Source organism: Aliarcobacter butzleri (genome assembly GCF_900187115.1).
Classification (GTDB): Bacteria; Campylobacterota; Campylobacteria; order Campylobacterales; family Arcobacteraceae; genus Aliarcobacter; species Aliarcobacter butzleri.
The window spans coordinates 756,706-776,413 of sequence record NZ_LT906455.1 but is presented as its reverse complement, the minus strand read 5'-3'; the positions used below and the strand labels follow the sequence as shown (position 1 = coordinate 776,413).

The 19,708-nt window shown below is 28.5% G+C and carries 31 protein-coding genes; all 31 read right to left on the bottom strand.

Annotation, left to right across the window (positions count from 1 at the left end; all coding sequences use genetic code 11):
* Positions 1-59: 59 nt before the first annotated feature.
* Entirely contained in the window at positions 60-1,829 is a 1,770-nt protein-coding gene (gene aspS / locus CKV87_RS03885) for an aspartate--tRNA ligase (RefSeq protein WP_012012518.1), read from the bottom strand.
* Positions 1,830-1,872: 43 nt separating this feature from the next.
* The gene (locus CKV87_RS03880) at positions 1,873-3,066 is read right to left on the bottom strand and encodes a hypothetical protein (protein ID WP_012012517.1); all 1,194 of its coding nucleotides are present in this window, start codon (positions 3,064-3,066) and stop codon (positions 1,873-1,875) included.
* A complete protein-coding gene (locus CKV87_RS03875; RefSeq protein WP_012012516.1) occupies positions 3,063-3,731 on the bottom strand; it encodes a uracil-DNA glycosylase in 669 nt (222 codons plus the stop codon). The genes CKV87_RS03880 and CKV87_RS03875 overlap by 4 nt, the downstream gene beginning before the upstream one ends.
* Before the next feature lie 88 nt (positions 3,732-3,819).
* Positions 3,820-4,038 carry a translation initiation factor IF-1 gene (gene infA / locus CKV87_RS03870; protein ID WP_004510841.1) on the bottom strand — a complete coding sequence of 73 codons (219 nt, stop codon included), beginning with the start codon at positions 4,036-4,038 and terminating at the stop codon, positions 3,820-3,822.
* A gap of 9 nt (positions 4,039-4,047) precedes the next feature.
* Positions 4,048-4,812 carry a type I methionyl aminopeptidase gene (gene map, locus CKV87_RS03865; RefSeq protein WP_004510840.1) on the bottom strand — a complete coding sequence of 255 codons (765 nt, stop codon included), beginning with the start codon at positions 4,810-4,812 and terminating at the stop codon, positions 4,048-4,050.
* 1 nt (position 4,813) lies between these two features.
* Positions 4,814-6,076 carry a preprotein translocase subunit SecY gene (gene secY, locus CKV87_RS03860; protein WP_012012515.1) on the bottom strand — a complete coding sequence of 421 codons (1,263 nt, stop codon included), beginning with the start codon at positions 6,074-6,076 and terminating at the stop codon, positions 4,814-4,816.
* Between the two features lie 2 nt (positions 6,077-6,078).
* Positions 6,079-6,477 carry a 50S ribosomal protein L15 gene (rplO, locus tag CKV87_RS03855; RefSeq protein WP_004510838.1) on the bottom strand — a complete coding sequence of 133 codons (399 nt, stop codon included), beginning with the start codon at positions 6,475-6,477 and terminating at the stop codon, positions 6,079-6,081.
* A 3-nt stretch (positions 6,478-6,480) separates the two neighbouring features.
* The gene (gene rpsE, locus CKV87_RS03850; RefSeq protein ID WP_012012514.1) at positions 6,481-6,921 is read right to left on the bottom strand and encodes a 30S ribosomal protein S5; all 441 of its coding nucleotides are present in this window, start codon (positions 6,919-6,921) and stop codon (positions 6,481-6,483) included.
* A gap of 9 nt (positions 6,922-6,930) precedes the next feature.
* Positions 6,931-7,290, bottom strand: a complete 360-nt coding sequence (gene rplR / locus CKV87_RS03845; RefSeq protein WP_004510836.1) for a 50S ribosomal protein L18 — start codon at positions 7,288-7,290, stop codon at positions 6,931-6,933.
* Positions 7,291-7,299: 9 nt separating this feature from the next.
* Positions 7,300-7,836 carry a 50S ribosomal protein L6 gene (gene rplF / locus CKV87_RS03840; RefSeq protein WP_004510835.1) on the bottom strand — a complete coding sequence of 179 codons (537 nt, stop codon included), beginning with the start codon at positions 7,834-7,836 and terminating at the stop codon, positions 7,300-7,302.
* Between the two features lie 9 nt (positions 7,837-7,845).
* On the bottom strand, positions 7,846-8,244 hold the full coding sequence (gene rpsH / locus CKV87_RS03835) for a 30S ribosomal protein S8 (protein ID WP_004510834.1): 399 nt from the start codon (positions 8,242-8,244) through the stop codon (positions 7,846-7,848).
* Between the two features lie 12 nt (positions 8,245-8,256).
* Positions 8,257-8,442, bottom strand: coding sequence for a type Z 30S ribosomal protein S14 (locus CKV87_RS03830; protein WP_004510833.1), 186 nt, complete (start codon positions 8,440-8,442; stop codon positions 8,257-8,259).
* The gene (gene rplE, locus CKV87_RS03825) at positions 8,442-8,990 is read right to left on the bottom strand and encodes a 50S ribosomal protein L5 (protein ID WP_034226929.1); all 549 of its coding nucleotides are present in this window, start codon (positions 8,988-8,990) and stop codon (positions 8,442-8,444) included. Before rplE ends, CKV87_RS03830 begins: the two co-directional genes overlap by 1 nt.
* A 1-nt stretch (position 8,991) precedes the next feature.
* Complete coding sequence (rplX, locus tag CKV87_RS03820) at positions 8,992-9,231, bottom strand: 50S ribosomal protein L24 (RefSeq protein WP_004510831.1); 240 nt, start codon at positions 9,229-9,231, stop codon at positions 8,992-8,994.
* Positions 9,231-9,599, bottom strand: coding sequence for a 50S ribosomal protein L14 (rplN, locus tag CKV87_RS03815; RefSeq protein WP_004510830.1), 369 nt, complete (start codon positions 9,597-9,599; stop codon positions 9,231-9,233). Before rplN ends, rplX begins: the two co-directional genes overlap by 1 nt.
* The gene (gene rpsQ, locus CKV87_RS03810; protein ID WP_012012513.1) at positions 9,599-9,850 is read right to left on the bottom strand and encodes a 30S ribosomal protein S17; all 252 of its coding nucleotides are present in this window, start codon (positions 9,848-9,850) and stop codon (positions 9,599-9,601) included. The genes rplN and rpsQ overlap by 1 nt, the downstream gene beginning before the upstream one ends.
* Positions 9,851-9,860: 10 nt before the next feature.
* On the bottom strand, positions 9,861-10,052 hold the full coding sequence (rpmC, locus tag CKV87_RS03805) for a 50S ribosomal protein L29 (RefSeq protein WP_004510828.1): 192 nt from the start codon (positions 10,050-10,052) through the stop codon (positions 9,861-9,863).
* Positions 10,039-10,464, bottom strand: coding sequence for a 50S ribosomal protein L16 (gene rplP, locus CKV87_RS03800; protein ID WP_004510827.1), 426 nt, complete (start codon positions 10,462-10,464; stop codon positions 10,039-10,041). Before rplP ends, rpmC begins: the two co-directional genes overlap by 14 nt.
* A 2-nt stretch (positions 10,465-10,466) precedes the next feature.
* Positions 10,467-11,171 (bottom strand): 30S ribosomal protein S3, encoded by a 705-nt coding sequence (rpsC, locus tag CKV87_RS03795; RefSeq protein WP_004510826.1) that lies wholly within the window; start codon positions 11,169-11,171, stop codon positions 10,467-10,469.
* On the bottom strand, positions 11,171-11,503 hold the full coding sequence (rplV, locus tag CKV87_RS03790) for a 50S ribosomal protein L22 (RefSeq protein ID WP_004510825.1): 333 nt from the start codon (positions 11,501-11,503) through the stop codon (positions 11,171-11,173). Before rplV ends, rpsC begins: the two co-directional genes overlap by 1 nt.
* 2 nt (positions 11,504-11,505) lie before the next feature.
* Complete coding sequence (gene rpsS, locus CKV87_RS03785; RefSeq protein ID WP_004510824.1) at positions 11,506-11,781, bottom strand: 30S ribosomal protein S19; 276 nt, start codon at positions 11,779-11,781, stop codon at positions 11,506-11,508.
* Positions 11,782-11,790: 9 nt separating this feature from the next.
* Complete coding sequence (rplB, locus tag CKV87_RS03780; RefSeq protein WP_004510823.1) at positions 11,791-12,618, bottom strand: 50S ribosomal protein L2; 828 nt, start codon at positions 12,616-12,618, stop codon at positions 11,791-11,793.
* Positions 12,619-12,628: 10 nt separating this feature from the next.
* The gene (locus tag CKV87_RS03775; protein ID WP_004510822.1) at positions 12,629-12,910 is read right to left on the bottom strand and encodes a 50S ribosomal protein L23; all 282 of its coding nucleotides are present in this window, start codon (positions 12,908-12,910) and stop codon (positions 12,629-12,631) included.
* Between the two features lies 1 nt (position 12,911).
* On the bottom strand, positions 12,912-13,523 hold the full coding sequence (gene rplD / locus CKV87_RS03770) for a 50S ribosomal protein L4 (RefSeq protein ID WP_004510821.1): 612 nt from the start codon (positions 13,521-13,523) through the stop codon (positions 12,912-12,914).
* Complete coding sequence (gene rplC / locus CKV87_RS03765) at positions 13,520-14,095, bottom strand: 50S ribosomal protein L3 (protein WP_004510820.1); 576 nt, start codon at positions 14,093-14,095, stop codon at positions 13,520-13,522. Before rplC ends, rplD begins: the two co-directional genes overlap by 4 nt.
* Before the next feature lie 18 nt (positions 14,096-14,113).
* Positions 14,114-14,428 (bottom strand): 30S ribosomal protein S10, encoded by a 315-nt coding sequence (gene rpsJ, locus CKV87_RS03760; protein WP_004510819.1) that lies wholly within the window; start codon positions 14,426-14,428, stop codon positions 14,114-14,116.
* A gap of 206 nt (positions 14,429-14,634) precedes the next feature.
* A complete protein-coding gene (locus tag CKV87_RS03755; RefSeq protein ID WP_041644899.1) occupies positions 14,635-15,852 on the bottom strand; it encodes a hypothetical protein in 1,218 nt (405 codons plus the stop codon).
* Positions 15,853-15,965: 113 nt separating this feature from the next.
* A complete protein-coding gene (locus CKV87_RS03750) occupies positions 15,966-16,958 on the bottom strand; it encodes a hypothetical protein (protein ID WP_012012511.1) in 993 nt (330 codons plus the stop codon).
* Between the two features lie 107 nt (positions 16,959-17,065).
* Positions 17,066-17,554, bottom strand: coding sequence for an HIT family protein (locus tag CKV87_RS03745; RefSeq protein ID WP_012012510.1), 489 nt, complete (start codon positions 17,552-17,554; stop codon positions 17,066-17,068).
* 10 nt (positions 17,555-17,564) lie between these two features.
* Positions 17,565-19,001 carry a Mur ligase family protein gene (locus tag CKV87_RS03740; protein WP_012012509.1) on the bottom strand — a complete coding sequence of 479 codons (1,437 nt, stop codon included), beginning with the start codon at positions 18,999-19,001 and terminating at the stop codon, positions 17,565-17,567.
* On the bottom strand, positions 18,988-19,707 hold the full coding sequence (locus CKV87_RS03735; RefSeq protein ID WP_012012508.1) for an alpha/beta fold hydrolase: 720 nt from the start codon (positions 19,705-19,707) through the stop codon (positions 18,988-18,990). Before CKV87_RS03735 ends, CKV87_RS03740 begins: the two co-directional genes overlap by 14 nt.
* Position 19,708 lies beyond the last annotated feature (1 nt).

The window sequence follows — 19,708 nt, the reverse complement described above, 5'->3', positions numbered from 1 at the left end:
TACTTTTGGAGAATTCTTGAGATTTTAGGAGTTTAAAAAAGGTTTAGTAGTAGCTAAAATTAGCTATCTACTACTGTTTTTCTTATTCTTATACTTAACTCTTTTAATTGTTCTTCATCAACAGCTGAAGGAGCTTGAGTTAGTAAACATTGAGCTTTTTGAGTTTTAGGGAATGCTATAACATCTCTGATTGAATCAGTTCCAGCTAAAAGCATAATCATTCTATCTAATCCTAATGCAAAACCACCATGACTTGGAGCACCATAAGAAAGTGCGTCAAGTAAGAATCCAAATTTCTCTTTTGCTTCTTCTTGGCTAATTCCCATTAGTTTAAATACTTTTGATTGAATCTCTTCTTTGTGGATTCTTATACTTCCACCACCAAGTTCTGTTCCATTTAAAACAATATCATAAGCTATTGATTCAATCTCTTCTAAATCTTCAATATTATCTAAATCATATTTTTCAACATTTGGCATTGTAAATGGATGGTGAAGTGCTTTAGTTCTTCCATCTTCAACTTCAAACATTGGGAAATCAATAACCCATAAAAATTCATAAGCATCTTTTGGAACAATATTCATCTCATTTGCTAAGAACAATCTAAATCTTCCCATATAATCCCAAACTACTTTTTTAGCTCCTGCGCCAAAGAATACAACATCACCAACTTCAAGTTCTGTAACTTTGATAATCTCTTCTAAATCAGCTTCACTAAAGAATTTAGTTAATGGACCTTTTAATCCATCTTCTTTCATTTGGAAATAACCTAAACCTTTAGCTCCAAATTTTCTTACATAATCTTCAAAGCTTTTCATTTGTCTTTTTGAGAAGATGTTATCTCCATTTTTACATTTTAAAGCTTTTATTCTATTATTCTTTTTATCTTTTGCAATTTCAGCAAAAATTTCATTTGTTGAGTTCGCAAAAATATCAATAACATCAACAAGAGGCATATCAAATCTTAAATCTGGTTTATCAGAACCATATTTTTCCATAGCTTCACTATATTTCATTCTTCTAAATGTTGAAGGAACATTTTTTCCACATTTTGTAAAAATATCATAGATTAATTTTTCAGCAACTTTTATAACATCTTCTTGATTACAAAATGACATTTCAACATCTATTTGTGTAAACTCAGGTTGTCTATCTGCTCTTAAATCTTCATCTCTAAAACATTTTGCTATTTGGAAGTACTTATCAAATCCTGCAACCATTAAAAGTTGTTTAAATAATTGTGGTGATTGAGGAAGTGCATAAAATTCACCAGCATGAACTCTTGAAGGAACTAAATAATCTCTTGCTCCTTCTGGAGTAGATTTTGTTAAAATTGGAGTTTCAACATCTAAAAAACCTAATTCATCAAGTGTATTTCTTGCTTGAATAGTTGCTTTACTTCTTAATTGGAAAATATCAAATGATTTTTTGCTTCTTAATTCTAAAAATCTATTTCTCAATTTTATTTCATCATTTACTTTTTCATCATTTATATCAAAAGGCATTGGTCTTGATCTATTTTCAATTACAAGGTTTTCTAAAATTATTTCAATTTTTCCTGTAATTAAATTTGGATTTTCTAATCCTTCTCCTCTTGCTCGCACTTTTCCTGTTGCTATTAAAACAAACTCATCTCTAACAGTTTCTGCAATAGCTAAAGCATCTTTACAATCTTGTGGATCGGCAACTAATTGAACTAATCCACTTTTATCTCTTAAATCTATAAATATAATTCCACCATGGTCCCGTCTACTATTTACCCAACCAGCAACAGTAACAGTTTGACCAATAAGTTTTTCAGTAACATCTGTACAATAATGTGTTCTCAATTTCAACTTCCTTTTCTAAATAATTCGCGATTTTACCTAATTTCTACTTAATTTCTAAAAAGCCTATGTCTGTGCTTTTAAATAATCTTGGAGTATAAACTGCTTGATTATTCTCTATTTTTGTTGAAATCAAAGATGAATTACCATTTGAAAACAAGTAGTTTGTTCCAACTAATGTTGAGTAATCAACCCATTCAAAAGTTATATTTCCACCCACTGTTGCTATTTCATCTTTTAATTTTGAATCAACATTACCAATAGAATTTGCAATAATTAAATTTTGTCTATCCCTTTCTTGCGTTAATACCATAAGCATTGGGTCAAATAAAATTTGAGTTGCTAAAATAGTATTTGGATTTATCTCATAAACTGTCATTTGAGATAAAATCAAAGAGCTTTTAACTAAATCTGTATTTAAAAATAGTGATGAATTTCTCAATCTTGAATCATTTACTATATTTTTAAAATTTTTTTCATCGTTACTTATCTCTTTTCTTAAATTAGAGTTTCCAATAACAAAATCATAACTATTTTTTAATTTAGTTCCTAAATATGTCTCTTGGTAAAATGTACTATTTTTTCCATTTGAATAATAACTTAATTTTTTAAGTTGATCATCATAAGAGATAGAACCAAAAATTAAATTATCATTATTTTCTAAACTATCCTTTTTTTCAATCAATGGCAAATAAACTTTAAAATCATCTGTTACAATTTTATTTAAATTATTTAAAGCATTTGGAGTAAATAAAGCTATAACTTTTGTAACACCCTCTTCTTTTAACTTAGAAAAAGCATTATTTATATTCTCATAACTCTCATTTTTGCTATCAACCACAATTAAATTATAGTTTGCTTGTTTATATGATAAATAACCAGAAATAGTACTTAAAGAACTTTTTGCATATTTTGAAACTAAAGTTGATGGATAAACAAAAGCTAATTTAACATTAGCTCTTGTTTCATCTATATTTATATTAATACTTTGTTGTGCAACTGTTTCTTCATCAGCTTGAGGTTGCACTGTATTCATACTTCCATTATTGCTATTATCAATAACTTCCTCTTTAATTATAGAATCATTCGAAATAAACTCTTCAACAACAGTTGTTTTGTCTTCTTTAACTTTTGTAGGAACACTTTTATTTTGATTTGGCATTTTTAGTTGTACTACTTGTTTTTGATTACAACCTAAAAAAACAAATGCAACAAATAATAAAGTCAATAATTGTTTCAATTTAACTCCTCCATAAAACTTTTAATTTTTAACATATCATAATAAGCATCTTTTTTTAAAGAAGGATTTCTTAATAAAAATGTTGGTGAATATACTGCTATTAATGCAATTGAATTAAAATTTAGCATTTTACCTCTAATTTGAAAAAAATTATCACCATTTTTCATTAAATAAGAATAAGTTTTTTCACCTAAACTAACTATTAATTTAGGTTTGATTAATTCAATTTGTTTGAGTAAATAATCGTTACAAGTATCAAAACTTGAATTTGTAGCCCCATTTAAGCTTTTACATTTTACCAAAGTAGTTATATAAACATCCTCTTTTTTAATATTTAGCACATTTTCTATCATTTTAGATAATAGTTCACCACTATTTCCAACATAAAAAGAGCCTAATTCATCTTCGCTTTTTGTAGGTTCATCACAAATAAACATAATTTTTGAATTTATATTCCCATATCCAAAAAGAACATTTTTTCTTACCTTACAAAGTTCACATAAATAACAGTGTTCTACACTATTTTTCAACTCTTTTATGTCATTTGGTAATTTGAAATTTTTTATCTCTTTAGAAAAAATATCAAAAGATTCATGGTATGAAAATCCAAATGATTTTAAATTATATAAATATCTTAAAACTTGATTCTTAACTGATTTTGTCATACGTGATTCTACAAAAATATTACTTTAGTACAATTTATGTAGTTTAGAAGATTAAATAAGGAATAAATCCTTATTTAAATTTTAGATACTATTTGTATCTGTGAGTAATTCTACCTTTATCTAATGAATAAGGTGTAATTTCTACTTTTACAGTATCGTTAGGTAAAATTTTAATGTAGTGCATTCTCATTTTTCCTGAGATATGACATAAAACTACATGCCCATTATCTAACTCTACTCGAAACATTGCATTAGGCAAAGCTTCTATTACTTTACCATCAACTACGATTACATCATCTTTTGCCACATTTTCCCCTTAATTTTCCGAATTACTTAAAATAACAGCTCTACCATCAATAACAGCAACTGTATGTTCATAATGACTACCTCTTAAACCATCAGCTGAGACAACATCCCAACCATTTTTTAGAATAACAGGATTTCTGTCTTTACAACAAATCATTGGTTCTATACAAAATACCATTCCATTTTTAATTTTTGGTCCAGATTTTGTATCTCCATTTTCTAAATAATTTGGAATTTCTGGCTCTTCATGTGGTTTTTTACCAATACCATGACCACAAAATCTAACTAGTGGTTGATATCCTCGAGCAACAATAAAGTCTTCGATTTTTTTAGATAACTCTTTAAATCTCATGCCTTCTCTTATAATATCAATTGCATAATATAAAGAGTCTTTCGAACAAGCAATTAAAGCTTCATCTTCTTTTGAAATTTTACCAATTGGCATAGTAATAGCACTATCACCATACCAACCGTCAACCTCTGTACCAATATCAAGTCCAAGGATATCACCTTCTTTTAAGACAACATCACTTGGAATTCCGTGTATTATAACTTCATTTAAAGAAGTACAAATAGCATTAGGAAAACCATATAAACCTTTAAATGCAGGTCTTGCACCTAAATCTCTTATAAACTTTTCTCCCATTGCATCAACTTCTTTTAAAGTCATTCCTGCTTTTACATTATCTCTTAAATAGTTTAATGTTTTTGCAACAGCAACATTTGCTACACGAAGTTTTTCAATCTCATTTGGTTTTCTCAATGGAATTGCCATTTTAAAGCCCAACTGCACTTAATGTTTGATATTTATTCATATATTGTTGTGCTTCTATTTTTCTCATAGTATCAATTGCAACTTGAACAACGATTAAAACAGAAACCCCTCCAAAATAAAAAGGTACTCCCATAGCTTTTACGATAAGCCAAGGCAATGTCGAAATTAGTCCCATGTAAATTGCACCCCAAAAAGTCAATCTACCTGCAACTTCATTTAAGAAATCAGCTGTACTTGCTCCTGGTCTAACACCTGGAATAAATCCACCTTGTTTTTTTAAATTTTCTGAAATATCTTTTGCATTAAATGTTATTGAAGCATAGAAAAATGCAAAGAAAACAACAAATAAAAACATAAATAAATTAAATGTATATGAATTTGGATTAAGATAATCAGCAATCATAACTAGATATTTATTTTGACTTCCTTGTAAAACTGTTGCAGGGAACATCAAAATAGCACTTGCAAAAATTGCAGGAATTACTCCACTTAAATTTACTTTAATAGGAATATAATTCATAACTCTTCTTTTTTGATTCTGCATCATAACTTTTCTAGAATATGAAACAGGAACTCTTCTCTCACCTAATTCAACATAAATAATAGCTCCAACTGTTGTTAAAATAACAACTAAAATTCCAATTACTGTTAAGAAGTTCATTTGACCATTATTTACTAAGTCAATTGTTCCACCAATAGCACCAGGAATTGCTGAAACGATACCAGCAAAGATAATTAATGAAATACCATTTCCTATACCTTTTTGAGTGATTTGTTCACCAATCCACATTAAAAGCATAGTTCCAGTTAACATTGAAATTGCAGAAACTGCAATAAAAGTATTCATATCAATAGAAATTGCACCTTGTCCACCTTGTCCAGTTAATGAATTAAGACCAACAGAAACACCAATTGATTGAATTAATGTGATTACGATAGTTGTATATCTGATGATTTGCATATATTTTTGCATACCATCTCTTTCTTTTTTCATTTTACCAAGTGCTGGGAAAGTTGCTGCTAGAAGTTCCATAATAATAGAAGCAGTAATGTAAGGCATAATTCCTAGTGAAATAATACTTAGTCTTTCAACTGCATTTCCACTAAACATATTTACAAGACCTAATGCATTATGTGCATTTGAGTCAAAAAATTCTTTAACTACATCTATATTAACTCCAGGTACTGGCACATATGCCAGTAGTCTGTAAAGAAAAATAAAGCCTAATGTAATAAGAATCTTATTTATTAGATCTTTACTCATAATTATTTTCCAGTAGTTGTAACGTTTTCGTCTTTAATCTTAGCTACTAAATTTTTTGCAGTTGTTCCAATTAATTTAACTTTTTCAACAGATTTTGATAATTTATACACAGATTTAATTGAATCTAATGTAATTTCATCTAAAGTTGAAATTTGAGTTATTCTATCAACATTAATTGAATAAGGTTTTACTGTTCTTGAAGTAAATCCAATTTTTGGAAGTCTTCTAGCTAATGGTTGTTGACCACCTTCAAACCCTCTTTTTACGTTATAACCAGATCTTGCTTTTTGACCTTTGTTACCTTTTCCAGCAGTTTTACCTGTACCGCTTCCTTGACCTCTACCGATTCTTTTTACGTTTTTTGTACTACCAGCAGCTGGTTGTAAGTTATCTAATACCATATCTTATCCTTTTATCTTAGCTAGTGCTTCAACAGTAGCTTGTACAAGGTTGTTAGGATTATTTGAACCTAAAGATTTTGCAATAATATCTTTAACACCAGAAAGCTCAAGAACAGGTCTAGCAGCTCCTCCAGCGATTAGCCCAGTACCCTCAGATGCTGGTCTTAATAAAATTTTACTTGCATTATATTTATGTTCAATATCATGTGCTATTGTAGTTCCTTTAATAGAAACAGTAACTAAGCTTTTAAACGCATCATCTAACGCTTTTTTAATTGCATCAGGAACCTCTTTTGCTTTACCTGTTCCAAATCCTACTGTACCGTTTTTATCTCCAACAACAACTAAAGCTGTAAATCTGAATCTTCTTCCACCTTTTACAACTTTTGTTACTCTACCGATCTTAACGATTGCTTCTTGAAAGTCTTCTCTATTTACTGCCATCATTAACCCTTATAATTTAATACCATTTGCTCTTAATCCGTCGGCAAATGCTGCTACAACACCATGATAAAGATAACCGTTTCTATCATAAACTACTGATTCAATACCAGCTGCTTTTAGATTTTCTGCAAGTTGTGCTGCAACTTTTCCAGCATTTTCTTTATTTACATTTAAACCCATAGTTTTAGAGCTAACTGCTGCTAAAGTTACACCTTCAACATCATTAATAGCTTGTGCACTAACGTATCTGTTAGATTTAAAAATTGATACTCTTGGTTTTTCAGCCGTACCAAAAATGTTACCTCTAACTCTTTTTTTTCTTTTGATTCTTAAAGCAACTTTTTTTGCTAAATCTTTTTCTCTACTCATAGTTACACCTTACTTCTTAGAAGTTTTTCCGGCTTTTCTGATGATTTTCTCATCAGTATATTTAACACCTTTACCTTTGTAAGGTTCTGGTTTTCTAAAGCCTCTAATAATTGCAGCAGCCTGACCAACTTGTTGTTTGTCCGCACCTTTTACACTAACTATATTTTTTTCAACAGTGATTTCTAATCCTTTTGGGATTTCATAGTTGATTGGATGAGAGTAACCTAATGCTAACTCTAAAATATCACCTTTTAATGTTGCTCTATATCCAACCCCGTTGATTTCTAAAGATTTAGTGAATCCTTCGTGTAAACCATTAATTGCGTTTGCAGTTAATGCTCTATAAGTTCCCCAAAATGCAGAAGACTCTTTTGTATCACCATTTCTAGTTAATATAACTTGTCCATTTGCAACTTCAATACCAACTCTTCCATGAGTTTCAACAGTAGAAACATTGTTTCCTTTTTTTACACTAATTAGTGTTCCATTTACTGTTACTTCAATTCCTGCTGGAATTGTGATAGGTTTTTTACCAATTCTTGACATTACACTCTCCTACCATACAGTACAAAGTACTTCACCACCAACATTAGCTGCATATGCTTCATCATTAGCAATAACACCTTTGTTAGTTGAAACGATAATAGTACCGTACCCATTTTTAAAGTTTTTAATTTCAGAAGCACTTTTATAAACTCTTCTTCCTGGTTTAGAAACTCTTGTTATTTCATTAATTACTGATTTCTCATTATCATCATATTTTAATTCAACTTGAATTGTTTTTTTATTGTTTTGACCGTCAATAACTTTGAATCCAGCAATATACTCTTTTTGTAATAAAACGTTTAAAACACCTACTACTGTATTTGAGTGTAATAATGTTGCAACTTCTAATCTTCTCATTGCAGCATTTCTAATTCTAGTTAAAGCATCTGCGATTATATCATTCATCATAGCTTATATCTCCTACCAACTAGCTTTTCTAACACCTGGTAATAAACCTTCGTTAGCCATTTTTCTTAAACAAACTCTACATAAACCAAAATCTCTATAAACAGAGTGAGGTCTTCCACAAACAGAACATCTTGTGTATGCTCTTACAGCAAACTTAGGTGTTCTTTGTTGTTTAGCGATCATAGATTTCTTTGCCATTACGCTCTTCCTTTTGTAAATGGAATTCCTACTAATTCTAATAATCTGTATGCTTCAGCATCATTAGTTGCACTAGTAGCAATTGAAATATTCATACCGTGTGTTTTAATGATGTTATCATAAACTACTTCAGGGAACATTAATTGCTCATCTAGTCCAAAGTTAAAGTTTCCTCTACCATCAAATCCATTTTTATTAAGACCTCTAAAGTCTTTAACTCTTGGTAATGCAACATTGCATAGTTTATCTAAGAAATGATACATTTGTTCACCTCTTAAAGTAACTTTAACACCAACTGGCATACCTTCTCTTACTTTAAATCCAGCTACTGATTTTTTAGCAATAACTTTAACAGCTTTTTGACCAGCAATTAAAGAAATTGTATCTTCAATATTTTGAATTAATTTAGAATCTTTCATAGCTTCACCAGCACCAACAGAGATAACTACTTTCTCTAATTTTGCTGTTAAAGTTTTATTTTTTGGAAATTCAGTTTCTAAAACTGGTTTAATTTCTGATTTATATTTTTCAAATAATCTTGATGCCATTTTACTCACCTTCTACTTTTGCTACATTTGAAATATCAATTGGCATTTCTTTGTTTACAAATCCACCTTCTGGATTTTTTTCTTGATCAGGTTTAACAGTTTTTTTAGCAACTTTGCAATCTTTAACGATTACTTTTTTTTCTTTTGGTAATACAGCTAAAACTTCTCCAGTTTTACCTTTATCATCACCAGCGATGATTTTTACAGTATCACCTTTTTTAATTTTTAATTTAATTGCCATTATAATACCTCCGGTGCAAGTGAAACGATTTTCATGAAACCTGAATATCTAACTTCCCTAGCAACTGGTCCAAAAATTCTTGTTCCAACTGGTTCTCTTTTTGCATCAAGAATAACAGCTGCATTATCATCAAATCTAATTAATGAACCATTTTCTCTTTGAACTTCTTTATGAGTTCTAACAACAACAGCTTTTACAACTTGACCTTTTTTAATTTTTCCAGTTGGTAGAGCTTTTTTAACTGAAGCAACAATAACATCACCAACAGTTGCGTATCTTCTTTTAGAACCACCTAAAACTTTGATACACATAATCTCTTTAGCACCTGTGTTGTCAGCTACATTTAATCTTGTAAAACTTTGAATCATTATTTAACTCCTGTAGCAACTATCGTCTTTAATCTAAAAGATTTAGTCTTTGACAATGGTCTACACTCAATAGCGATAACACTATCACCAACATTTAACTCATTTTTTTCATCATGAATTAAATATTTTTTAAATCTTTTTACCGTTTTGTGATATTTTGGGTGTAAAACAGATCTTGTAACTAATACAGAAGCAGTTTTATCACCTGATTTTTTTACCACTACACCTTGAATCTCTCTTTTATGTGTCATACTTAGATCCTTAGTTAGCTTTTACAGCAGTTAAAGCTGTTTGAATTTTTGCAATATCTTTTTTTGTTGCTCTTAATTCAGAAGTGTTAGTTAACTGCATAGTTTTTAGCTTAGCTTTTAATTCAAAAAGAAGCACCTTTTTCTCTTTTAATAATACTTGTAATTCATTCAAGTTTTTGTCTTTTAAATCAGTATAGTTCATTTTCGCTATCTCTTGTTACAATTTTAGTTTTGAATGGTAATTTGTGCATAGCTAAAGCTAAAGCTTCTCTTGCTAATTCTTCACCAACACCTGCCATCTCAAAACAAATTCTTCCAGGCTTAATGTTCATAACCCATTTATCAACTGAACCTTTACCTTTACCCATTCTTGTTTCTAATGGTTTAGCAGTAAGTGGTTTGTCTGGGAATACCATAATCCAAACTTTAGCTTGTCTTTTTACTTTTCTTGTCATAGCAATTCTTGACGCTTCAATTTGTCTTGAATCGATTCTTCCATGCTCAACAGCTTTAATTCCGAAATCTCCGTACGCTAAAGAGTTACCTCTATGAGCCATACCTCTATTTCGTCCTTTCATCATTTTTCTAAATTTAGTTCTTTTAGGCATTAACATAATTATTTACCTCTTTTCTTTGCTGGTCTTCTTTTTGGTTTAGAAGTTGTTTCTTCAGCTTTTTCAGTAGGAATACCTTTTGCTAATACTTCACCTTTAAAAATCCAAACTTTAATACCAATACAACCATAAGTTGTATGAGCTTCAGCAAAACCATAATCAATTCTTGCTCTTAAAGTATGTAATGGAACTCTTCCTTCTAAATACCACTCAGTTCTTGCCATTTCAGCACCACCAAGTCTTCCAGAAACAGATACTTTAATACCTTTTGCTCCACCTTTTAATGCATTTTGCATAACTCTTTTCATAGCTCTTCTGAATGCAACTCTTCTTTCTAATTGTTGAGCAACATTTTCAGCAGATAATTGAGCAGAAATTTGTGGTTTTCTTTCTTCTTTGATGTTAACAGCGATTTCTTTACCAACTAATTTTGAAAGTGCATCTTTAAGTTTTTCAACATCTGCACCTTTTTTACCGATAATAATACCAGGTCTAGCAGCAACAACTGTAACTCTTACTTTTTTAGCAGTTCTTTCAACAACAGTTTGAGCAATTCCAGCATAGTATAACTCTTTTTTTACATACTTTCTGATTTTGTCATCTTCTGCAACGTTTGCAGGCATAGTTTCAAATTTAGGAAACCATCTTGATTCCCAGTTTCTATTAATACCTAATCTTAGTCCAATTGGATTAACTTTTTGACCCATTATTTGTCTCCTTTAGTTGCAGCAGCTACTTCAATCATAATATGTGCAGTTGGTTTATGCTTTGGTGAAGCTGAACCTCTTGCTCTTGGAGTAAATCTTTTTAAAACTGGTCCTTTATCTACTCTAGCTGATGTAATAACTGCATCAACTGGATCTAAACCTGCATTTGCAACAGCAGATGCGATAACTTTAGAGATAATTCCAGCAGCTTTATTTGGAGTAAATTGTAAAGATGCAATAGCATACTCTGCATTCATTCCTTGAACTTCTCTTGCAATAAGTCTTGCTTTAATAGGAGAAACTCTAATAAATTTTAATATTGCTTTAGCCATTCTTATGCCTTTCTTTGAACAGAACCTTTATGGCCCTTAAATGTTCTAGTTGGTGCAAACTCACCTAATTTATATCCAACATGGTTCTCTGTAATTAATACAGGAACAAAGTTTCTTCCATTGTGCACATTAAAAGTTATTCCAATCATTTCTGGTAATACAGTTGATCTTCTTGACCAAGTTTTAATTGGTTTTTTATCATTAGCACTATTTGCACTAAGAACTTTTTTCATTAGGTGTGCGTCTACAAATGGTCCTTTTTTTATTGATCTTGCCATCTTAAACCCTTACTTCTTTCTTTTTGAAATGATTAGTTTGTCACTAGCTTTTTTCTTTCTAGTTTTATAACCTTTAGTTGGCATACCCCATGGAGTAACAGGATGTCTACCAGAGTTAGTTTTACCTTCCCCTCCACCGTGTGGGTGATCGATAGGGTTCATCGCAGATCCTCTTGTTTGAGGTCTAATACCAAGGTGTCTACTTCTACCAGCTTTACCAACAACCATATTTGTATAATCTTCATTTCCAACTACACCAACTGTAGCCATACAAACACCAAGAATTTTTCTCATTTCACCAGAAGGTAATCTTAAGATAACATATTTATCTTCTCTACCCATAATTTGTGCATATCCACCAGCAGCTCTAGCAATTTGAGCACCTTTTCCAGGTTTTAATTCAATGTTATGAACCATTGTACCAACTGGAATATTACTTAGTTGCATTGCATTTCCAGGTAAAATATCTAATCCTGATTCAGCAGCTTGTACTTTATCACCAACTTTTAATCCAGAAGGTTGAATAATATATCTTTTATCACCATCTAAATAAGAAACAAGACAAATTCTGCAGTTTCTGTATGGGTCATATTCAACAGTTGCTACTGTACCTTCAATACCGAATTTATTTCTTTTGAAATCAATAATTCTATATAATTTTTTAGCACCTGCTTCTTTGTGTCTAGATGTAATTCTACCGTTATTATTTCTACCAGCGCTTGCTTTTACTTTTACAAGTAAAGATCTAACTGTTGGTTTTGAAGTAATATCAGAAGTATCCATAACAGACATAAATCTTCTTGCAGGAGTTATTGGTCTAAATTTTTTAATTGCCATTTTTTACTCCTTAAGCTGATAGGTTCGCAATAGCTGCGCCCTCTGGTAATGTTACATAGAATTTTTTGAAATCAGCTCTTTTACCGATTTTTCCTCTAAATCTTTTAACTTTACCATCTTGTCTCAAAGAATTAACTTTTGATGGAGTAACACCAAAATACTCTTTAAATACTTCTTTTAAACCGTTTTTAGTCATTCTTGGACTAGTTTGAACAACGATTACACCATTTTCTTGAAGCTCAATTGTTTTTTCTGTATATAATATTGCTTTAATATCTGTAATATCTGCCATCTTAAGCCTCTTTTGTTAATGCATCAAGTACTGATTTTTCAATTAGTACTGAGTGGTAAACAGCAATTAAATAAGCGTTAACTTCTTGCTTTTCAACCATATAACAGTTTTTAATATTTCTAAATGCTAAATAAGTTTTTTCATCAATAACATCACATACTATTAATGTATCTCTCTTATTTATTTTACTTAAAACTGCAACTGCTTCTTTTGTTTTACCTGATTCAATTTTTAATGAATCAACAACAAATAACGAACCATTATTAGCTTGTGCATTTAAAGCATATTTTAATGCTAAAGCTTTTTGTTTTTTATTTACTTTTTGGTTATAGTTTCTTTTTGTAGGACCAAATGCTTGTCCTCCACCAACAAATAATGGTGATCTTTTTGAACCCCATCTAGCTGCTCCAGAACCTTTTTGCGCTTTAGGTTTTTTACCACCACCGCTTACTTCTGCTCTAGTTTTAGCTCTTGCAGTGTTTGCTCTTAATGAAGCTAAATATGATTTTACATATAAATATAAGTTGTGAGAGTTAATCTCTTCATAACTTGCTGGTAAAACTACTTCACCATTATTTTCAAATTTTTCATTTAATACTATAGCTTTGCTCATTTAGCAACCTTTATTTTTCCTAATGAACCATTTGCACCAGATACTGAACCTTTTAAAACTAAAATTCCTGTTTCAGCATCAAATGAAATAATTTCATTTTTTACAGATACATTTGTATTTCCGTATTGCCCTGGCATTTTTTTACCTGGCTGAACTCTTCCTGGCCATTCGCAGTTACCGATTGAACCAGTTCTTTTACCCATTCTGTGACCATGAGATGCTCTACCACCAGCAAAATTCCATCTTTTAACAGCACCAGAGAAACCTCTACCTTTTGTTTTAAAAGTTGATTTTACTACTTTAGCTTCACCTAATCCAGAAACATCTAAATCACCAGCTTCAGCATTTGCTACAGTAATTGTTGCAAATCTATTAAACTCTTTAGATAAGTTGAATTTTTTTTGTTGACCTTCAATAGCTTTGTTAAATTTTTTACCATTGCTATAAGAAACTAGTGCTACACCTTCAGTTACTTCACATACTTTTGTATCAAGAACTCTTAAAAGTGTAACAGCTGTACTTGGAACAGAAACTGTTCTACTCATACCGATTTTTTGAACTATAAATTCCATCTTGTATTACCCTTTCTTTTATTCTTGACCCATTGATCTAACTTCAACATCAACTTCAGGAGCTAAGTCAAGTTTCATTAATGAATCTACTGTTTCAGGAGTTGCAACTATGATATCAATAATTCTTGAATGAACTCTGATTTCAAATTGTTCTCTTGAATCTTTATTTACGTGAGGACCTTTAATAACTGTGTATCTTCTGATTTTTGTTGGAAGAGGGATTGGACCTCTCAAATCAGCACCAGTTCTTTTTACGGCTTCAACAATTGAAGCAACACTTCTGTCTAAAACTCTATGATCATAAGCTTTAAGCTTTAATCTGATTTTTTCCATTTAATTTCCTTTAAAGAACTCGTTAGATGTGTAAAATTACACCCTAACCACATTTAGTGGACGCGGATTATAACTTAATTTGAGTTAAATGTCAAGTATTATGGGAGTTTGATTAAAAATACAGTAAATTTATTTCCTTATAAAAAGGAATAATATATAAAATAGTAGCTAAAAAAGATATATTTTAAGTTTCATTAAAGAGCAACTTACTCTTTAATGTTATTTCCACAATTCATACAAAAATCTAATACACTTATAGTTTGTTTATTACATACTTTGCATTCAATTTTTAACTGATTTTTACAACAAGGACAATAATTCATAAAAATATAATCAACTTTATTTCCACAAATATTACAAATGTTTTTATTATAAGAATCATATATTGATATTTTATTATTTTTTAATTTTTCATTTTCTTCTTTAAATCTTTTTTGTATTCTAATTATAATAAAAATGAATAATAAAATTGCAATTGCTATAGCAAAATAATAGACAATAAAAGGCACTTCTAAGTTATAAAAAAACATCAAAAGTTTTTCTAAAAATATCTTTGGAATAAATATATTTATCAAACTAAAAATAGAAATTAAAGTTGGTATCATAGTAACAACTAAAATGTTTTTATATATGATGTATAAAACATATTTATCTTTTTTTAAATAGTTTTTCATTAGATAAAAGAAGATTAAAACTAAAGGGATTAAAAATAATAAAATTACAAATTCATATTTAATTGAATAATATTTTTCAACTTTTTTAATATCATTTAATACTGAAGTTTTATTTGAATTTATGTAAGAACTTAAATCATTTACTAAGTTTTCTTCTTTAAATTTATTAGATAAATCATCTTTTAATTTAGTTATTTCTTCTAATTCTAATAATAGATTTTCATACTTTTCTTTGATATTTTGTGCTGTTAAATTACCTTCAACAATAGATTTATCTACTTCTTGGTTACTGATTTTTTCAAATAATAAAGTATTATAATTTTCTTTTAAATATGATATTTGATTATTTAATTCATAAGATTTATTTGATAACTCATCGTTTTTCTTTTTTAAACTTTTAATATCTATATTATTTTTAATTAAACTTATTTTTTCAAATATTAAGCTACATCTACTATCTAATTCCAAATCTTTAATATTTTGATACTTTGAATTATAATTTTGAGCATTGTAAATATAATTATTAAAGTCATCTACATTTAAATTGTAAGTAAAAATATCTCTACAATCGTATGGGAATTTTGTCATTGGATTATTTAAAACTCTTGTTTGAAAATCTATTCCTTTATCAAGAATAAATAAAACTAAAATATTTAAAATAATCAAAGATAAAATAGTGAGTTTCGAGAGTTTTTCTTTTCCTTTATAAACAAAATTGTTTGAAAAGAAATTTTTAATTTGATTTTTCATCATCTTTCCTATTTATAAAATAAGAAATGATTGTATCATATAAAATATTTATCCATTTATTATTTCTTTTAATTGCAGATGTTGTGTATCAGTTGACATTTTATACTCCTTACTTATTCTTTATTTAAAATTTTAAGAACTTCAAATACTTCTTCTTTTAAACTATCACAATTGTTTAATGATTTCACTAAATTTTTTAACCATGAAGTTTTCCTAAATATATATGATAATAAAGGTTTATCATATTCTACTTCTAAATTTATACGCAAATTTTCAATATCTCTTATACCTTTAAATAATTCTTTATATTTTGAGTTTTGACAATCTACTTTCAAAGTTTGATACTTATCTATATTTAATAAATATGATAATATCCTTATTTCAAAATATTTATTATCAATTAGCCGTTTATCATCATTGTTTATTAAATAATGTTGATATAAATTATAAACACTATTTATATCATCTAAATATTTTCGTTCTAGTATTAAATTAGATTTTTTTTCTATCAAATAATCATATATAAATCTATTAACTAAATCCAAATATTCAGTAAGAAGCATATTCATCATTCTTAACTTATTATCTTTTATAAGAAGTGCATTATATTTAAAGTCAAGTGTTCCTAATCTTGTGATTTTATCTAGTATCTCTTCATAATATTTTTTATACTCTTCTTCTGTTTTAAAGTCTTTATCATAGCGAAGAGAGTTATCATTATTTGATGTCATAGCCCCTATTCCATATATTTTTCTATAAAGTAACATATACCAAAATACATCTTCTGCAGAAGTTTCTGGAAGCAATGATTTTCCTTTTTCATAATCTTTATTCATTTTATATAAGAATGGTTTCATCAAAAAACTATCATAATTCACAAAATTATGTAACCTTTCAATATAAGATGCTACTCCCATAGCATCTATAAAATGTTCTGTTGCTTCTGGATTTGAAGATAATTGTGGTTGAAACATCTCTTTTATTGTTTTTATTTGGATTCCATATTGAAAAATAGCTAATGAACCTATAAAAAGAATTATCAATATAAAAATTCTTAGTTTTATATTTTTTATTTGAAATATTTTTCTAACTATTTGTTTAACCATTTTTATCCTTTTAAATTCTTACTTTGAAATCAATTATCACTTTAATATAAAACTATAACAAAAAGTTGTCACAGTTTGCGTCACAATTTCAAATAATTTAAAAAGATTTATACAAAATATTTAGAAGCGTTATCTTTTAGTTTTTTAAATATTTCATCAAAAGAAGCAGGATAAACTCTTGTTCCACCAATTGTACTTATAAAATTTGTATCACCAATCCATCTTGGTAAAATATGATAATGTACGTGTTGTTCTATTCCAGCACCTGCTGCACGTCCAAGATTCATTCCAATATTACAACCTTCACAAGGCATAATTTCTTTTAAAAGCTTAACAGCTTGTCTTACTCTAATGCTTATTTTTAACCAAACATTTTCATCCAAATCTTCGATATTACAAGTATGAAAATAAGGAATAACCATAATATGACCTGGACTATATGGATATTTATTCATAACAACATAACAATATTCATCACTAAATATTACTTGTAGTTTTTCATCCTTTAAGTTTTTTCCAATATGACAAAAAACACAACCTTCTATTTTATCTTCACTTACATATTCATATCGCCAAGGTGCGTAAAGGTGTTCCATTTAAAAAACCTTATATAAAATTTGGTGCATCGTTTGCAAATAAAATTAAATCACCAGTTCTTGTAAGTTCTGCTAAAACTTCTTGCATTTTTGATTTATCTTTTAAAATATAGACTTTATTTTCATTTATATTTGCTTTTAAAAGTTGAGTATTTAAACTTCCAGTCAAAATAACATAATCAAAATTTTCATCTATTGCTTTTGCTAAAAGTATATTTGCTTCGTCAGTTGATTCTACAAGCCCAGGAGTTATAATAACTTTTCTACCTTCATAACTTGAACAGATATTCACAGCTTCAAGCATTCCTTCAAGATTTCCATTAAAAGAGTCATCTACGATAATTTTTCCATTTGCTTCAATTTTTTGTAACCTATGTTCAACTTGAGGTAAAGTTGTAAGTGCTGCTTTTATCTCTAAAATATCCATTCCTAGATAATGTGCAACTAAAATAACAGCTGTTAAATTTATAGCATTAAAACTTCCTAAAATTGGTGCATAAAAATGTTCAATATTTCCACCAACTTCAACATCAAACCAAATACCATCTAAATTACTTTTTACTATATGTAAACTATTTGGGAATTTTGTAATATTTTGACTGTTTGAAATTGGAACTGATTCATGTACAAATCCCATTTTCATATTTGGAGATTTTAAAATCTCCATTTTTGTATTTATAATATTTTCTAAAGTTTTAAAATACTCAATGTGTTGTTCACCTACACTTCCAATAACACAAATTTGAGGTTCTAAAAACATAGTTATTTCTTCAATATCACCTTTTACTCTAGCCCCTGCTTCTGCTATATAAATTTGAGTATCAGCTGGTAAATCTTTATTTACATCAAGAACTATTCCTGCAATAGTATTTACACTTCTTGGTGTTTTATAAACTTTATATTTATTTTTCAAAATATGATAAAGATAATTCTTAATTGAAGTTTTACCAAAAGATGCAGTGATTTCTACTATTTTTAAATCTTTTATACTTTTTACTCTTTTTTTACCTTTGTGCTTAAAAGAGATAAAAAACAGTTTTTCTAATAGTGTAGAAAAGATATAAGCCAAAAGTAATGGAGTAAAAATAAATAAATTTGCACAATTTGGATTAGATAAACAAAAAGAAATTATAGCAAATGTACTCAATAATAAAATCACTAAAAATCTTTTAACTCTTGAAGTTAAAACTAATCCACGATCTAATTTTTTATTCCATAAAACAAAACTTGTCAAAAATACTAGAAAAAAATAAATAGTAAAATAAGGTTCAGGAATGATATAAAATAAAACAATAGGAGAAAGAAAGTATGTGATATGCCATTGCCATTTATGATGTTTAAATATAACTCTATCTAATTTATAATTGTACCATTGCAGATTAGTTATCAAATACCAACCTAAACTCATTATTAAAACAATGTGTGTGATTATATTAATATATTCCATTTTCTATTCTTTCACAAATATTTTTTGCTTTTTTTATAAAAAAGTAATGATCCCCTTCAAAAGCTTCAAAAGTAGATTTTTTTATCAAATTTGCTATTTTTTGTCCAGATTCTAAAGAAGTTGCTTTATCATCTTTGCCCCAAAAAATAAAAGCTTTATTTGAAAAATCTGAAAAATAAGAAGAAAAATCTTCATTTACAACATTTTTAAAAGTTGCATACATATTTTCACTCATTTTATCTACATCTTTACTTCTAAATCTTTTTGTTATATTTTTTAAACCTAAAAAATTTAAAACTTTTGCAAAAAAGATTTTTAGTTTCACATCAAAAGGTTTTTCTTCTAAAATTCCAGCGCTACTTAAAAGTATAAGATTTTGTGGATTAAGCAAAGTTGCCACTTTTCCACCATAAGAATGTCCTGCTATAAACTCTTTAGAAGAGTGAAGAAGTTTTAAAAATTCTGAAGTAATATTTACATAATCATTTGTAGTTAAAACATACTCATTTGGACTTTTTCCAAAACCTGGTAAGTCAATATAGATATGTCTAAAATCTTTTAGATATCTAGAAAATGCACTTTTCATAATATCTTTATTTGAACCCCAGCCATGAAGAAAGATTATATCCTTTGTTGCACTTGGATTTATAATCTCATAAGAAATATCAAAAATTTTATTATCAATAACTATATTTTTGATTGCCAAA

Coding starts and splice junctions, on each gene's coding strand:
- CKV87_RS03875 (WP_012012516.1), bottom strand. CDS start 3,731: ATGACAAAATCAGTTAAGAATCAAGTTTTAAGATATTTATATAATTTA.
- map (WP_004510840.1), bottom strand. CDS start 4,812: ATGGCAATTCCATTGAGAAAACCAAATGAGATTGAAAAACTTCGTGTA.
- secY (WP_012012515.1), bottom strand. CDS start 6,076: ATGAGTAAAGATCTAATAAATAAGATTCTTATTACATTAGGCTTTATT.
- rplO (WP_004510838.1), bottom strand. CDS start 6,477: ATGGTATTAGATAACTTACAACCAGCTGCTGGTAGTACAAAAAACGTA.
- rpsE (WP_012012514.1), bottom strand. CDS start 6,921: ATGGCAGTAAATAGAGAAGACTTTCAAGAAGCAATCGTTAAGATCGGT.
- rplR (WP_004510836.1), bottom strand. CDS start 7,290: ATGAGTAGAGAAAAAGATTTAGCAAAAAAAGTTGCTTTAAGAATCAAA.
- rplF (WP_004510835.1), bottom strand. CDS start 7,836: ATGTCAAGAATTGGTAAAAAACCTATCACAATTCCAGCAGGAATTGAA.
- rpsH (WP_004510834.1), bottom strand. CDS start 8,244: ATGATGAATGATATAATCGCAGATGCTTTAACTAGAATTAGAAATGCT.
- CKV87_RS03830 (WP_004510833.1), bottom strand. CDS start 8,442: ATGGCAAAGAAATCTATGATCGCTAAACAACAAAGAACACCTAAGTTT.
- rplE (WP_034226929.1), bottom strand. CDS start 8,990: ATGGCATCAAGATTATTTGAAAAATATAAATCAGAAATTAAACCAGTT.
- rplX (WP_004510831.1), bottom strand. CDS start 9,231: ATGGCAATTAAATTAAAAATTAAAAAAGGTGATACTGTAAAAATCATC.
- rplN (WP_004510830.1), bottom strand. CDS start 9,599: ATGATTCAAAGTTTTACAAGATTAAATGTAGCTGACAACACAGGTGCT.
- rpsQ (WP_012012513.1), bottom strand. CDS start 9,850: ATGACACATAAAAGAGAGATTCAAGGTGTAGTGGTAAAAAAATCAGGT.
- rpmC (WP_004510828.1), bottom strand. CDS start 10,052: ATGAACTATACTGATTTAAAAGACAAAAACTTGAATGAATTACAAGTA.
- rplP (WP_004510827.1), bottom strand. CDS start 10,464: ATGTTAATGCCTAAAAGAACTAAATTTAGAAAAATGATGAAAGGACGA.
- rpsC (WP_004510826.1), bottom strand. CDS start 11,171: ATGGGTCAAAAAGTTAATCCAATTGGACTAAGATTAGGTATTAATAGA.
- rplV (WP_004510825.1), bottom strand. CDS start 11,503: ATGGCTAAAGCAATATTAAAATTTATTAGAGTTTCTCCTATTAAAGCA.
- rpsS (WP_004510824.1), bottom strand. CDS start 11,781: ATGGCAAGATCAATAAAAAAAGGACCATTTGTAGACGCACACCTAATG.
- rplB (WP_004510823.1), bottom strand. CDS start 12,618: ATGGCAATTAAAAAATTTAGACCAATAACTCCTGCAAGAAGATTTATG.
- CKV87_RS03775 (WP_004510822.1), bottom strand. CDS start 12,910: ATGGCAGATATTACAGATATTAAAGCAATATTATATACAGAAAAAACA.
- rplD (WP_004510821.1), bottom strand. CDS start 13,523: ATGAGCAAAGCTATAGTATTAAATGAAAAATTTGAAAATAATGGTGAA.
- rplC (WP_004510820.1), bottom strand. CDS start 14,095: ATGGAATTTATAGTTCAAAAAATCGGTATGAGTAGAACAGTTTCTGTT.
- rpsJ (WP_004510819.1), bottom strand. CDS start 14,428: ATGGAAAAAATCAGATTAAAGCTTAAAGCTTATGATCATAGAGTTTTA.
- CKV87_RS03755 (WP_041644899.1), bottom strand. CDS start 15,852: ATGAAAAATCAAATTAAAAATTTCTTTTCAAACAATTTTGTTTATAAA.
- CKV87_RS03750 (WP_012012511.1), bottom strand. CDS start 16,958: ATGGTTAAACAAATAGTTAGAAAAATATTTCAAATAAAAAATATAAAA.
- CKV87_RS03745 (WP_012012510.1), bottom strand. CDS start 17,554: ATGGAACACCTTTACGCACCTTGGCGATATGAATATGTAAGTGAAGAT.
- CKV87_RS03740 (WP_012012509.1), bottom strand. CDS start 19,001: ATGGAATATATTAATATAATCACACACATTGTTTTAATAATGAGTTTA.